12 protein-coding genes are annotated in these 13,773 nt (G+C 61.6%); 4 read left to right on the forward strand and 8 right to left on the reverse strand.

Translation table 11 applies throughout. The features are described from left to right. Positions 1-76: 76 nt before the first annotated feature. The 4 genes from AC5RU9_RS06010 (at position 77) to AC5RU9_RS06025 (ending at position 4,947) form a co-directional block, all read left to right on the forward strand. Positions 77-847 carry a phosphatase PAP2 family protein gene (locus AC5RU9_RS06010; RefSeq protein ID WP_494015724.1) on the forward strand — a complete coding sequence of 257 codons (771 nt, stop codon included), beginning with the start codon at positions 77-79 and terminating at the stop codon, positions 845-847. Between the two features lie 84 nt (positions 848-931). Then, positions 932-1,966 (forward strand): AAA family ATPase, encoded by a 1,035-nt coding sequence (locus AC5RU9_RS06015; protein WP_494015725.1) that lies wholly within the window; start codon positions 932-934, stop codon positions 1,964-1,966. Between the two features lie 46 nt (positions 1,967-2,012). Beyond that, positions 2,013-2,762: a GAF and ANTAR domain-containing protein gene (locus AC5RU9_RS06020; protein WP_494015726.1), complete on the forward strand. Its 750-nt coding sequence runs from the start codon at positions 2,013-2,015 to the stop codon at positions 2,760-2,762. Between the two features lie 208 nt (positions 2,763-2,970). Next, positions 2,971-4,947, forward strand: a complete 1,977-nt coding sequence (locus AC5RU9_RS06025; protein ID WP_494015727.1) for an APC family permease — start codon at positions 2,971-2,973, stop codon at positions 4,945-4,947. 16 nt (positions 4,948-4,963) lie between these two features. Here the strand turns inward: AC5RU9_RS06025 and AC5RU9_RS06030 are convergent, their stop codons facing one another. The 8 genes from AC5RU9_RS06030 to AC5RU9_RS06065 form a co-directional block, all read right to left on the reverse strand. Beyond that, a complete protein-coding gene (locus AC5RU9_RS06030) occupies positions 4,964-6,616 on the reverse strand; it encodes a PAS domain-containing sensor histidine kinase (RefSeq protein ID WP_494015728.1) in 1,653 nt (550 codons plus the stop codon). Then, positions 6,609-7,637, reverse strand: a complete 1,029-nt coding sequence (gene fliG, locus AC5RU9_RS06035; protein WP_494015729.1) for a flagellar motor switch protein FliG — start codon at positions 7,635-7,637, stop codon at positions 6,609-6,611. Before fliG ends, AC5RU9_RS06030 begins: the two co-directional genes overlap by 8 nt. Further along, positions 7,634-7,969, reverse strand: a complete 336-nt coding sequence (locus AC5RU9_RS06040) for a putative quinol monooxygenase (protein ID WP_494015730.1) — start codon at positions 7,967-7,969, stop codon at positions 7,634-7,636. Before AC5RU9_RS06040 ends, fliG begins: the two co-directional genes overlap by 4 nt. A 77-nt stretch (positions 7,970-8,046) precedes the next feature. Continuing rightward, entirely contained in the window at positions 8,047-9,219 is a 1,173-nt protein-coding gene (locus tag AC5RU9_RS06045) for a levoglucosan dehydrogenase (RefSeq protein WP_494015731.1), read from the reverse strand. A gap of 70 nt (positions 9,220-9,289) precedes the next feature. Beyond that, on the reverse strand, positions 9,290-10,105 hold the full coding sequence (locus tag AC5RU9_RS06050) for a sugar phosphate isomerase/epimerase family protein (RefSeq protein WP_494015732.1): 816 nt from the start codon (positions 10,103-10,105) through the stop codon (positions 9,290-9,292). After that, positions 10,102-11,256, reverse strand: a complete 1,155-nt coding sequence (locus AC5RU9_RS06055; RefSeq protein WP_494015733.1) for a Gfo/Idh/MocA family protein — start codon at positions 11,254-11,256, stop codon at positions 10,102-10,104. The genes AC5RU9_RS06050 and AC5RU9_RS06055 overlap by 4 nt, the downstream gene beginning before the upstream one ends. Positions 11,257-11,262: 6 nt before the next feature. Next, positions 11,263-12,249: an ABC transporter permease gene (locus AC5RU9_RS06060; protein WP_211712538.1), complete on the reverse strand. Its 987-nt coding sequence runs from the start codon at positions 12,247-12,249 to the stop codon at positions 11,263-11,265. A 3-nt stretch (positions 12,250-12,252) separates the two neighbouring features. Next, the gene (locus AC5RU9_RS06065) at positions 12,253-13,761 is read right to left on the reverse strand and encodes a sugar ABC transporter ATP-binding protein (RefSeq protein WP_494015734.1); all 1,509 of its coding nucleotides are present in this window, start codon (positions 13,759-13,761) and stop codon (positions 12,253-12,255) included. Positions 13,762-13,773: the final 12 nt, after the last annotated feature.

The following is a 13,773-nucleotide window of genomic DNA, read 5'->3' on the forward strand; positions in this document are numbered from 1 at the left end:
TCAGCCCCCGTGGACGTGGAAGAGGGATAACGTTCTCGTCAGGAACGGTTTCCCTGGGGATCGAAGGAGATGGATCGTGGCGGGAGAATCAGCGCAAAGACCCGGCTGGTGGGAGATTTTCCACCAAAAATTCGTGGTCGAGGAGCGCTTCATGGAGCCGAGGGCCAGGAGGGCCCTTTACGCGACGGCCGTCATTCTGGCGGTCCTTGGCGTGACGCTCTTCCTTGTGACGCTCACCGGCGTTCTACAGAAGAACGGTCTCGCCCTGGATGACGCAGCCGCTGAAAGTTGGCTCCTCGCGATGCGTTCAGAGCCGCTGACGGTGGTGATGATTGTTGTCGCAGTCATTTTCGGGCCCATTGGGTTGCCGGTCATTGTTTTGGTTGTCACAGTGGCTTGGGGATTGCTCGCCAAACACGCGTGGCGGCCCATGCTCCTGGCCGCCGCTATGCTCACCGGGGTGGGTTTGGCGCAGCTCATCGGGCGCTCAGTCGGCCGGCAGCGGCCACCTGTGGACCTCATGCTGTTCGGCGCCGACACCACGTTCTCCTTTCCGTCCGGGCACGTCCTTGGTGCGTCGGACTTCCTGCTTGTCCTGACGTTCCTTGTCTTCTCCCGGCATCGAAACCCAAAGATCGCAGTCGGCAGCTTTCTCTGTGCCGTCATTGGTGTTGTCCTTGCGGCCGTCAGCCGGATATACCTCGGTTATCACTGGCTTACCGACGCGGTTGCGTCGGTGTCACTGTCGCTGGTGGTGCTCGGGGCGGTCATCGCCGTGGATACCTGGCGCACGGCTCGCATCCCGGGAGAAGTAGTCACAGGGGAATTAGCCAGCCAGGACCCCTAGCGTCACCGGTCATGAGGCCGTTGCGGATTAATGCGGGTGGACCAGCCCCGCCGAATTTGGGGAACCGGGAGTTACAGTGGATGTATGGCTGCCAGCCGCAATCCGCTCGATGACCTGAGGGAATCCATTGGCCATCTGGCCAATCAGCTCAAGCTGCCCGGTTCGGAGCGTGTGGACGACCTGGTGGGCGACCTCATCGGTGCCAGGCCCGGTCCAGCCCGGCCGCTTTCTGAGGTGCAGGCTGAGCTCGACGCATTGGTCGGGCTGGAGACCGTGAAAGAACAGGTGCGGGCACTAGTCGCACTGCTCCAGGTGCAGGCCCGCCGAAAGGCCCACGGCCTGCCGGAAGTGGCCACCTCACAGCATCTGGTGTTTCTCGGGAACCCAGGCACGGGCAAGACGACGGTGGCGCGGCTTCTCGCCGAGATGTACCGCGCGGTCGGCTTGCTGCAGAAAGGCCATCTGGTCGAGGTCGACCGTTCGGGACTGGTTGGGCAGTACGTGGGCGCCACCGCCATCAAGACGGATCGGGTGATCCGGCGCGCGCTGGACGGCGTCCTGTTCATCGACGAGGCATACGCGCTGGCCCCGGAGGACGGCCGGACGGACTTCGGCCCGGAGGCGATCGAGGTCCTGCTGAAACGGATGGAGGACCACCGGCACCGGCTTGTCGTGATCGTGGCGGGGTACCCACGCTTGATGGAGTCATTCTTGCTCTCGAACCCTGGACTGCGTTCTCGCTTTGCCCGCGAGATTACCTTCCCGGACTATTCCGTGGATGAACTCCAGACGATCTTCCAAAGGATGTTGGTCCAACACGAGTACACGTTGGAGCCAGGCGCGGAGCAGATGCTGCGCCGCATCCTGAGCGGGCTCCACGCCGGCGAGGACTCCGGTAATGCACGGTTTGCCCGCACACTGTTCGAGCAGGCGCTCAACCGCCAAGCGCTACGGCTGTCGCTCAACGAGGAACAGAGCCTCGATTCCCTTGATCTCGAGGCCGTTATGACCCTCACTGCCGAGGACATCGTCGAGGCCGCCTTGGCGTTGGGCGAGGAACCGGAACCGGAACCGACGCCGGAACCGGAACAGCCGCGCTGGTGGCGCTGGCTGGTGTGACCTGCGCCGATAGTCATTCTTGCTCTGGCAATTACTCGCTTTTAGAATGCTGGATGTGGAAACTGAGGAGCAGAACGCGGACTTCCAGCGTCTTCACCAGCTGATAGCAGGAACCGAGGACGTTAAGGGCTTTATTGACGGCATGACCCGTTACGCAGCCACGACCCTGAGCCGCGTCACCGGGGCAAGGATTGAATGCGCCGTCACGCTGTGGCGCCGCAAACGCGCAGCCACTTTGGCAGGCAGCAGCGACGACGCCATCCTTCTGGACGGCATCGAACAATCCCTGGGCGCCGGACCTGTGCTGGAGGCCGTCGAAACCTCCCAGCCGGTACTTCTTGCGGATACTCAAACGGACGAGCGATGGCCGAAGTACTCGAAAGATGTTGCAGCAGCCGGTGCCCGAAGTGTCTTGGGCGTGCCCTTGGCGCTTGGGAACGATGCGTCGGCGGCCCTGAACTTCTTCGCCCCCGCTACAGGGCTTTTCAATCAGGCGGCCATTGCGGAGGCAACCCAGTTTGCGGACATGGCCGCTCAGGCCCTTCGGCTGGCCCTCCGAATTGCATCCGCGGACCTGCTTGCCGAAGATCTCAGGGCCGCCATGGAACGCCGGACAGCCATCGATATCGCGACGGGGATCGTCATGACCGAAAGCCGCTGCTCCCAGGACGAGGCTTTCGAATTTCTCATCAGGGCCTCCCAGAACCGCAACCAGAAGGTCCACGATCTCGCGGAAGGGATCGTTGCGGGCCGCTCCGGCGCCACAGGTAGAACAACGACACACTTCCAAGACTAGATCTGAATGGCCGACGACGGCAGGCCGGCCTTGCGCTTCGAGCCAGCCGTGCCCTGCTGTCGGCAGCCTGTTCTTTGCCCGCTTCAGCTGGCACCAGGCGCGTTAAGTAGCGCGCGTTAAGGATTCATCAAGAGCGGCAACCGCGGTGGAGCGGCGGTGTTATGTTCAGCAGAGAACAAGGCCAGTGAGACCCGCGGAAGAGGCCGGGATGACAACGATGAGCCGGCCACCGGCGGATCCGTCAGCGTTGCATCCTGATGCGCGCAGCCGATTCCGGAGCTGGCTTCTCTTTGGTCTTCAGGACAGCAAGGGTACCCACCAGGGACCGGGCGGCGTCAGCGATGCGCACGCCCGGAAGCACTCATGGTGGCAGGTCATGTGCCTGACCGGCGTCGACTATTTCTCCACGCTTGGCTACCAGCCAGCCATCGCTGCCTTGGCCGCCGGCGTCATCTCGCCCCTGGCAACCCTGGTCCTGGTGGCCGTCACGTTGCTGGGTGCCTTGCCCGTCTACAGAAGGGTAGCCGGCGAGAGTCATCGCGGTGAGGGTTCCATCGCCATGCTGGAGCGCCTGCTGCCCCGGTGGGGCGGGAAACTGATCGTACTGGTCCTGCTCGGGTTTGCCGCCACGGACTTCATGATCACCATGACGCTCTCTGCCGCGGACGCCACTGCGCACTTGATCCAAAACCCCCTGGTGCCCGACTGGTTGCACGATCAAAACGTGCCCGTGACGCTGTTCCTTTTGGCGCTGCTCGGAGCCGTATTCCTTCGGGGATTCAAGGAAGCCGTGAATATCGCCGTCGTTCTTGTGGCCCTCTACCTCAGCCTTAACGTCGTCGTAGTTGCGACGTCCATCTCCGAAGCCGTGACGCACCCGGCAGCCGTCCATGACTGGTGGCTTGCGCTCACCACCTCTCATGGGAACCCGTTGCTCGCTGTGGGTATCGCCTTGCTCGTATTCCCCAAGCTTGCGCTGGGACTCTCCGGCTTCGAAACAGGTGTTGCGGTCATGCCGCAGGTGCGTGGGAAGGCCGGCGACACCGCGGAACAGCCGATCGGTCGCATCCAGGGAACCCGCCGGCTGCTGACGACTGCTGCCGTGATTATGAGCAGTTTCCTGATCACGACGAGCTTCACCACCGTCATCCTGATACCCCAACATGAATTCCAGGCTGGCGGCCAAGCCAACGGTCGTGCTTTGGCATTCATTGCCCATGAATACCTTGGCGTCGGCTTCGGTACGTTCTATGACATCAGCACAATCGCCATCCTGTGGTTTGCTGGCGCGTCCGCCATGGCCGGGTTGCTCAACCTGGTGCCACGCTACCTGCCGCGCTACGGCATGGCTCCGGAATGGGCCAAAGCTGTTCGACCACTCGTGCTCGTCTTCACGCTGGTCGGGTTCCTGATCACCTTCATCTTCAACGCCGACGTCGATGCCCAAGGCGGCGCGTACGCCACCGGAGTGCTGGTGCTGATGATGTCGGCGGCCACGGCTGTGACCTTGTCCGCCCGCCGTCATCACCAGGGGAAGCGGACTGTGGCATTCGGAATCATTGCCGTGGTCTTTATCTACACCACCGTGGCAAACATCTTCGAGCGGCCCGAGGGTCTTCGAATCGCTGCAGTGTTCATCGCAGGGATCATCGTCGTCTCGTTCCTCTCACGCGTCCGACGTTCCTTTGAGCTCCATGCCACCAGAGTCCACATGGACGAGCAAGCTGTCGGGTTCATCTCAGAAACCTGGGAGGGCCCCATACGGCTCATCGCCCACGAACCACTCCGGCTGACCCCGCAGGCCTACAGGGAAAAGCTCGAGTCCGCTATTGAAGTAAGCCACCTGCCCTCCGGCGAACAACCGCTGTTCCTGGAAGTGGTTGTGGATGACTCGTCGGATTTCGAAACGGAACTAGCGGTTCATGGCATAACCCGGCACGGCTACAGGATCCTGGAGGTCCACGGTCCTGTGGTGCCTAATACCATCGCCTCCGTGCTGCTCCACATCCGTGATGTGACCGGGATGATGCCGCACGTCTACTTCCGCTGGACCGAAGGGAACCCCGTGATCAACCTCCTGAAATTCCTGTTCCTGGGCGAAGGCGAAATCGCGCCAGTGACCCGCGAGGTGCTGCGCGAAGCGGGACCGGACGTCAGCCGGCGCCCGTGGGTCCACGTAGGCTGACTCGACGCAACGGTATCTAGCGCGGCATCGCAATGGTCACCGTTGTCCCGGACTTCGGCTGGCTTTCCAGTTTGATGGTTCCAGCGTGGGCCTCGATGATGGCTTTGCACAGGGGCAGCCCCAGACCTGCGCCCGGAATTGCCGTTTCCATGGCATGGTCGGCTTTGAAGAACGTCGTGAAGGCCGCATCCTGTTCTTGTTGTGTCATGCCGAACCCTTGGTCGCTGACGGTCAACTCAATCCTGTCGGCAGCGTCCCGAAGGACGACTGAGACGTTTCGGCCCTCAGGGGAGAACTTGATGGCGTTGGACAGCAGCTCATCAACGGCTTTGGCGAAATGGCGGGGATCCACCCCGGCTTCCGCGTCTCCTTGGATCGATAACGTGACGGTGACGCCCCTGGCGGCCGCCTCGGATTTCGCGGCTCTTACTGATTCCTGCAGGAGGTCGCCAATGTTGGTTGGGCGGCGTCGGATTTCCAGCTCCTCGCAGGCAACCAGGAGCAGATTATTGATCAGGGCCAACAACCGTTCAGCGTTCCGTTCGATGATGCCCAGGTACTGAGGGTCCGGGTGTTCGTCGAGGATTTCCAGATAGCCAAGAATTGATGTCAGCGGTGTGCGAAGCTCGTGGGAGACAGTGGCAACGAATTTGTCCCGGGCTGTCTGGGCTTTCACTAAAGCGCTCACATCGGTGAAGGCAAGCACTGAGCCTTTTAGATGGCCGGATTCCCCCAGCAGTGGGCGGGCGGCGGCGGAAAAGGTCCGCTGGTGATCCTTGTTCGGTCCAACCCTGATCAGCCGGTGGGTAAACGTTGCGCCATCCGCAGCGAGTTCGGCAGGGCTGGGGGAGTCTTCGGGCACCTGTCCCGGACATATGGTGAAGGGGTTCTTTTCACCGACGTTTTCACGGCTCCACGAGCGGCCCGACCGAAACCGGCGGTTAGTAAGTATGTCGGTGCCGTTGGTGTCCATGGCCCACACGCCGACGTTCACCGTTTCAAGGACCGTATCCAGGAGCTGGGCGTGGTCGGCTGTCGCCTTGTTCAAAAGCTCCAGATCCCGGTCATTTTGATTGAGTATCTCGCGGTGTTTGGTGAGTCCGCGGGCAACAGCGTGCCCCGTGAAAGCGAGCCCGGCCATGATGGTCGGAAACACGATCATGCGGATCATTTCGGACGGTTCGATCTCGTGCCCCAAGGCCAGCGGCGAAGCAAGGGTGGCGACAATGGGCGCCATGATGGCCAAGGCCAAGCGGACCCGATTGACGCTGACTGATAACCAAATGACGGGGAACGCCATCAGTAGTCCCACCACGCTAAGGACCGGACCTCCGATCTCGCGAAGAAGTCCCACGCTAAGGCAATCGGCCACGGGGATGAGGACGAAACTCCCTGCTGGAAGCCGATGCCAGGGAAGGACAAGGCATGCGGCAGGAATCAGCACATGGAGGAACGGGATAAGGAAGACCCCGGGATCCCAGGGAGTCGCGGGTTTGAACAGGAGAGCCAGGAAGAGGATGAGGGTCATCATGACCGACAATGGCAGTTGGCACAGGAGAACTGCCCTGCGAATCCCTATGGTGCCGAGATAGTCGTCCAGGGGCAGGAATACCGCGTCGGCCATGTCGTTGCGCCGGGGGGAAATCTCATGAGAGGTGGCGTCAGTCAATGTAGTCCTCATCGTCGGCGCGGTGTATGACGATTGAGCCGTTCGCGGTTCCTTCGCGGATGGAACGCACGATCTGGGCACGCGCCTCTTCTACTTGCGATGCCCGGAGCGGCCCTGAATTGGCCATTTCGAATTCCAGGATTTCCTTGTTCCGATCCGAGATGTTGCTCCGGACAGTTTCGAGCAGCACCGCTGAGGCGCCCTTGAGTGCCGTCCCCAGGACCTTCGGGCTGATGGTGCGCAGAATCCGCTGGAGATCCCGTCGTTCGAGCCGGAGAACGTCCTTGAAAGTCAGCATTTGGGCGCGGACCTCACCGGCGAGTTCAGGATCGAGGGAATCCAAGCCCTCCAGAACCGAGCGCTCAGTTTTGTTGTCAGATCGGGTGATGATGTCCACCAGGGGTTGGATGCCCCCGACTTTGTCGCTGGACGCCCCTGGCGAGGCTACTGATCCGGCACGTTGTTTGAGTATCTCGGCAACTACCGAAACAACCTCCGGAGCCACGGGACCCATCGTGGCGATACAAAGCGCCACTTCGCTGGCCTGTCCGTCGTCGAGCCCGGCAAGCACCAACGAGGCTTTGCTGGCCCTCAGATGGGTGAGCACCAAGGCCATGGTTTGTGGGAGCTCACCGTCGATAAGTGCGACGATCTGCTCAGGGGATATTGGTTCCAGGAAGTCGAAGGACTTTCCGGCGAGGCTGGAGCTGAGCCGTTCCATGAGACCTGCGGCTTTATCAGCGCCGAAGGACGCCTCCAGCAGGCCTGCTGCGAAGTCATGACCGCCTCGGGAGGTGCGGCGCCCACCGGCGATATGGGCATGGAACTCGTTTATCACTGTGTTCGCCACGGAAGAGCTGACTCTGCGGAGTCGAACTATCTCTGCGGCGATCTCTTCAGCCTCGGATTCTGAAAACTGTGCAAGAAGGGACGCGGCGCTGATTGGGCTGAGTTGCATGAGCACGACGGCAACTTTTTGTGCACCGTTAAGAGCCGTGGACGCAAGAGCTTCCACGGTCATTCGGGCAGCACAGGCGGTGCGCCGAGGAGGGGAACAAGAGGAGTGACGGAGAACGGCGTGGCCAGCAACGGCTTCACCGCCTCCACAAAAGCCCTGACGTGGACTTCCTGGTTATGGGCTTCAAGGTCCTCCTGGCGGGCCCACCCCTCAAAGAGCACGAAGGTGCCCGGGCGCTCCCCGTCAGCGAAAACGGTGTACTCCAGGCATCCCGGGTCGTTTCGGCTGAGGGTCTGCAATGAGCGGAGCGCTTCCTGAAGTTCGGCTTCACAGCCTGCTTTGGCGATGAAAACCGGCTTGAGCCACACTTCTGTGGCCCTTTCGTGCGTTGGCATGGGATGGAGCATCCTATCTTCCTGAATTGTCCAAGGGGTGGGAGGGACGGGGCCTTCCCCGTCCCTCCCGGACTGGATCACGCGGTGATCTGTGGAACTTCCACCCATGATTCTTTTGCTGCTGATTCGACGATGGCGTCGTCGATGAGGGCCACTTGATAGCCGTCGGCGAAGTTGGGGTTTACGGTCCCGCCTTCGGCGATTGCCTTGAAGAAGTCATAGGCCTCGATAATCTTCGTTTCCCCGTAACCAATGCCCAGGGCCGGGATGGGCCAAAGGCCATCACCGTAGGGATGAGCCGGGCCGGTGTAAACGGTCCGGAATCCACGACGGTCTGCTTGGTCTGAAGCGAAGCACACCTGCAACTCGTCGCGGCGCTCGTAGTTGAAGACAATGCTGCCTTCCGTGCCGTGGATCTCGAAGGTGATGTAGTTGTTTCTTCCGTGCGCGTTTCGCGTCGCTTCGACGGATCCAACCGCTCCGTTGGCAAAACGGATCATGGTCATTACTTCGTCGTCCACATCAACTTGGCCGCGTGGACCTTCCCCACCCCGAACCGTGCCGAGTGCGTCGGCGCCGCCGGACTGCAGCGGACGTTCAGGGATCCACGTCGAGAGGACGGCGTTGACGGAGCTGAACTCCCCAACGAGGTAGCGGGCCATGTCTATGACGTGGGTTGCAATGTCGCCAAGAGCACCGGAACCGGCGATGGATTTCTGGAAGCGCCATGAAAGGGGGGAGTTAGGGTCGGCACTCCAGTCCTGCAGATACGTTCCGCGGAAACTGAGGATTTGGCCAATGGACCCTTCTTCGATGTACTTCTTCGCCAGCGCCACTGCGGGGGTGCGTCGGTAGTTGAAGGCGACCATGTGGACAATGTCTTTGTCCTTGACGGCCTCGTACATGGCTTTGGACTCTTCGCCGGTGCGGGCGAGCGGCTTTTCGCAGATGATATGTTTGCCTGCTTCGGCGGCCGCGATGGCGATTTCCGCGTGGAGGTGGTTGGGTGTGGCGATGTCGACGACGTGGATATCCGGATCGTCGATGATGCTGCGCCAGTCTGAAGTGGAGGTTTCGAAGCCGAATCGACGGGCCGCCTCGTCGGCGAGCTCTGGAGTGGCCTCCGCAATGACTTTGCGAACCGGCAGAGCCGGGGCGGGCCAAAAGAACATGGGCATAGCGGCGTAGGCGAGGGAGTGGGCTTTGCCCATGAACCCTCCGCCGATGAGGCCGACATTGAGGTTCTGCATGTGGATCCTGTTCCTTCCGGAAGTTTGGGGGTAGCACCGATGAAGGCTTCCCCAGTGGTCATGAGGTTGGTTAGAGGAGCTTCTCGAGGTACTTTTTGCTGAGTTCGGCCGCTACCCGGGGGTCGCCGTCGTAGTTGTCCAGTTCGACCATGAGCCAGCTGTCGTATCCGCTTTCACGGATAGCGGCGATGATGTCCGGGAAATCGAGTTCGCCTTCGCCGAGCGGCAGGAAATTGAACGGGTCCCGCTGGAAGTCCTTGAGGTGAACGTGCTGGATTCTGTCGGCATATTTGCGGATGACCGCGGCCGGGTCCGCACCACCAGCTGCGAGATGTGCGGTGTCCGGGCAGAAGCCGATCCTGGTGAGGGGCATGAGCCGGTCCAACTCATCGGGGCTCTCCACGATCGTGCTCAAATGGGGGTGGTAGCTTGCCGACAGGCCAAAGCTTTCGGCGATGTCGGCAACCCGGTCCAGCGCGTGGCCCAGGCGGTGGTAGTCCTGGTCCGTGGTCCCGGCCGCACGCCGCGCTCCGCCCCCCACAACCAGCCGTTCAGCCCCAAAGTTCGCAGCCAATTCCGCGGCAGTGTGGAGCCGGTGCATCTCATCAGGGAGGATATCGGTGTAGATGAAATTCGCTCCGGTGTAGACGCTGGTCAATGCCACACCGCTACTGCTGAGGATCTCCTTCAGCTCCTCAGGCTTGTCGGCGTACTCTGCGAGGTTGCCGTCGAACATCTCGACGCCCTGGTATCCGACCGAAGCGATGTCCTTGACGGCATCCCGCATTGATCCATGGGTCAGGTAAAAGAGGTCTTTGACGCTCGTCACGCCTTGGGCGTGACCGACGACGCCGCCCCAAGTGATGGAACAATATCCGAGTTTCATTGCATGGTCCTTTCGAGTGCAGGGGAAGTCATGGGAGATTCGAGCGGGTTGTCAGGGAGGCGAAGGTCGATCCACGACTCTTCGCGGGCGGAGGTGACGACGGCCTCAGTCAGGAGTGCTGCCCGCAGGCCGTCGCGGAACGTGGGGAGGCCCTCGGGCTTCTGACCCTGGACAGCGGCATAGGTATCTGCGACGAAAGCGTTGAAACTGTCCTGGTAGCCCTGGGGATGACCTGCTGGAAGCTTGGCGTAGTGCCGGCCGCCGGGGGTGGTCAGCGTCTGCGGCCCCACGGGGACGACGGACGTGGAATCAGTGCGACCTATGTGCAGCGTGTCCGGTGATTCCTGGTTGAAGCTGAACGATGCTTCAGTTCCGTCGAACGAGAACCACAGGCGGTTCTTCCTGCCAGGGCTGACCTGGCTGACCACCAGCGAACCTGTGGCACCTTTGTCGGTGTCGAACAGGAGTGTTGCGCCGTCCTCGGTGGCCACGGTGGACAGCCGTCCCCGGGTTTCGCGCTTGTCATAGGCACGGCCCGTCCTTGCCATGATCCTGGTGATGCGATGTCCCGTGGTGAACTCCATCAGGTCGCACCAGTGCACGCCGATATCGCCAAATGCCCTTGAGCCTCCGCCTAGCTTGGGGTCAACCCGCCAGTTCGTCGCGTCGGCACCTGCCAGCCAGTCCTGGAGATAGGAGCCGTGCAACAGCCAAAGGCGGCCTGCCCCGCCGTCGAGTATGCGGTCGCGTGCCTCGCGGACGGCCGGATAAAACCTGTAGACGAAGGGCACTGCCGTGACGACGCCTGCCTGGTCTGCGAGGCGGGTCAGTTCGCTGGCATCCTCGACGCTGGTAGCCAGAGGTTTCTCGCAGATAACGGCTTTGCCTGCTGCAATGGCCTTGCGTGCCAGGTCCGCGTGGGTGGAATTCGGAGTGCAGATATGGACGACGTCGACGTCGTCCCGTGCGATCAGCGCCTCAGGGCTTTCGGCCGCGGCCATGGCACCCAACCGTCCGGTTGCCGCCTCAGCGGCGGCCTGGCTGCTGGCGGCAACTGCGCTGATGGTGCTCCCCGCCGCGCGTACCGCGTGGGAATGCACGGCGCCCATGAATCCGGTGCCGATGATGCCGGCGCGTGGAGTGGAAGACATGGACCGTCACTTCTTCCGGGCAAGCGCGACTGCCAGGATGATGATTACGCCACGGACAACCTGCTGCTGGCTGCTGTCGAGTCCTGCCAGGATCAGGCCGTTGTTGATCAGGCCAATCAGAAGGGCGCCAAAAAGTGTTCCGACGATGGAGCCGAAACCGCCGAAGAGGCTGGTCCCGCCCAGAATGACTGCAGCGATGGCGGAGAGCTCATCGCCGGCCCCCCACTGGAACCGGCCTGACTGAAGGCGGCCGGCGTAAAGCATGCCGGCAACACTCGCGACCATCCCGGAAATCAGCAGCACCTGGAACTTGATGCGCTTGGTATTGATTCCGGTGAAGTCAGCGGCGTTGCGGTTGCCGCCTGTGGCCAGGACCTGCCGGCCGAACCTGGTGCGGTTGAGGACGACGGCGCCGATGGCCACGAAGATGGCGCTCCAGATAACAAGGCCCGGAATAGGGCCGAAGTTCCCCGATCCGAAGAGCGTGTTGAACGTATCGTTCAGGATGGGCTGCGGGGCGGAGGCGGTGATCCACTGAGCGACCCCGACGGCTATTCCGAGCATGCCAAGCGTCACCAGGAAGGAAGGGATGCCCAGGAGGCTGACGAGGGCACCGTTGATGGAGCCGACCACGAGACCGACAGCGAGGCCGGCAAGGATGCCGGGAACCAGGCCCCACTGGGAGAGTGCCATCGCAGTGCAGACACTGGAAAGGCCGGCGACGGATCCCACGCTCAGGTCGATCTCGGCGCACGCGATAACATACGTCATGCCGACGGCGATGACAGTAATGGTGGCGGTCTGGCGGAAAATGTTCAGAAGATTGTTTGGCGACAGGAAGCCTTGGTCGCGCAACAGAACGGCGAAAAAGAGGAAGACGACGACGAAGCCGATGTAAATGACGTAGCGTCGCCAGTCAAGTTCCTTCAGAAACGTGCCTAAAGTGCGGGTAGCCCCGGTATCCCGGGATGCGATGGTGTTTGTCTTGCTCACTGTTCATACTCCCTGGACTGCAAGTTGGAGATATTCCTCGTCAGCGATGGCGCTGCGGGGGATGTCACGGATGATTGAGCCGTCCTTGAGGACGAGGACGCGGTCGCTGACCGCGAGTAGTTCCGGATATTCGGAGGAGATGACGATGACGGCTTTCCCGGCGCTGGCAAGCTCACGGATCATGTCCAGAATTTCGCTTTTAGTGCCGATGTCGACTCCGGCCGTCGGCTCGTCGAGAATCAAAATATCCGGGTCAGTACCCAGCCACTTCGCGATGACGACCTTTTGCTGGTTGCCTCCGGAGAGCAGCCGTACCGGCCGATTGGGGTGAGCCACTTTGACTGCGAAGCGCTTGATCAGTGAGGCGGACAGCGCTTTGGCTTTGGCGCCATCCAACAGCCCACCACTGCGTATCTGCCCCAGCAACGGCAGAAGCAGGTTGTCCTGGACCGAGTGCTCCAGGACAAGGCCTTGAGCCCTACGGTCCTCCGGGATGAGTGCGACGCCTGCGTTGATGGCCTGCTGCGGTGAGGATAGCGTCACCTCTTTGCCTCGGATCAGGACCTGTCCACTGTCCAGTTTGTCAATGCCAAAGAGAGCGCGTGCGAGCTCGGTGCGTCCACTGCCCATGAGCCCTGCAAGTCCAAGGATCTCGCCGGGCCGGAGTGCAAACGATATGTTCCGCACCCGCGGGCCCGCGTTCAGGTCCCGCACTTCCAGCAAGGGCTCAAGGTCGTGGGACACCCCATTCCGCGCACGATAGCTGAGCTCGCCCTCTACCTTCTTTCCCACGATCCCTTCCACGATCTGCTCTGGAGTAACGTCGGTGAGTGCCTTGGTGAGGAGGTGTTGCCCGTCCCGCAGTATGGTGATCCGGTCCGCGAGCCTGTACACCTCATCCATGCGGTGGGAGATATAGATGATTGAGATGCCCCGCCGCTTCAGCCGGTCGATCAGTTCGAAGAGGGCTTCACACTCATGCCGGGCCAGGCTGGCCGTGGGTTCATCCATGATCAGCACCTGGGCGTTCTGGGAGAGCGCCTTGGCGATTTCAGTCAGCTGCCAATAGGCCGTGCCCAGCCGGGAGACCTCCGCGCTGGCGTCAACTTCGACCTCCATCTCGGCAAAGACTTCATTGGCCCGCCTTACCGCGGCACGGTCATCGATGAGGCCGCCCCGGCCGAGTGGTTCAGCGGCCAGGAAGATGTTCTGCGCGACAGTCAGGCTCGGCACGAGGCTGAATTCCTGGAAGACCATTCCGATTCCCGCGGCCTTCGCGTCCTGGATCGACGTGATGGCGGCCTGCTCGCCTCCGATGAGGATCTCCCCGGCGTCTGGCTGGTACACGCCCTGGAGGATCTTCATGAGCGTGGACTTGCCGGCGCCGTTTCCGCCTGCCAGTGCGTGCACCTCTCCCTTGCGTACGTCGAAGCTGACATCCTTCAGGACGGAGACGCCGTTGAAGCCCTTGGAGATGGAGCGCATCTGGACGACATTGTCTGCGGTGTTCATATTCTGCCCTTT

Source organism: Arthrobacter sp. B0316-5-4, from assembly GCF_059090325.1.

Coding starts and splice junctions, on each gene's coding strand:
- AC5RU9_RS06015 (WP_494015725.1), top strand. CDS start 932: ATGGCTGCCAGCCGCAATCCGCTCGATGACCTGAGGGAATCCATTGGC.
- AC5RU9_RS06020 (WP_494015726.1), top strand. CDS start 2,013: ATGCTGGATGTGGAAACTGAGGAGCAGAACGCGGACTTCCAGCGTCTT.
- AC5RU9_RS06025 (WP_494015727.1), top strand. CDS start 2,971: ATGACAACGATGAGCCGGCCACCGGCGGATCCGTCAGCGTTGCATCCT.
- fliG (WP_494015729.1), bottom strand. CDS start 7,637: ATGACCGTGGAAGCTCTTGCGTCCACGGCTCTTAACGGTGCACAAAAA.
- AC5RU9_RS06040 (WP_494015730.1), bottom strand. CDS start 7,969: ATGCCAACGCACGAAAGGGCCACAGAAGTGTGGCTCAAGCCGGTTTTC.
- AC5RU9_RS06045 (WP_494015731.1), bottom strand. CDS start 9,219: ATGCAGAACCTCAATGTCGGCCTCATCGGCGGAGGGTTCATGGGCAAA.
- AC5RU9_RS06050 (WP_494015732.1), bottom strand. CDS start 10,105: ATGAAACTCGGATATTGTTCCATCACTTGGGGCGGCGTCGTCGGTCAC.
- AC5RU9_RS06055 (WP_494015733.1), bottom strand. CDS start 11,256: ATGTCTTCCACTCCACGCGCCGGCATCATCGGCACCGGATTCATGGGC.
- AC5RU9_RS06065 (WP_494015734.1), bottom strand. CDS start 13,761: ATGAACACCGCAGACAATGTCGTCCAGATGCGCTCCATCTCCAAGGGC.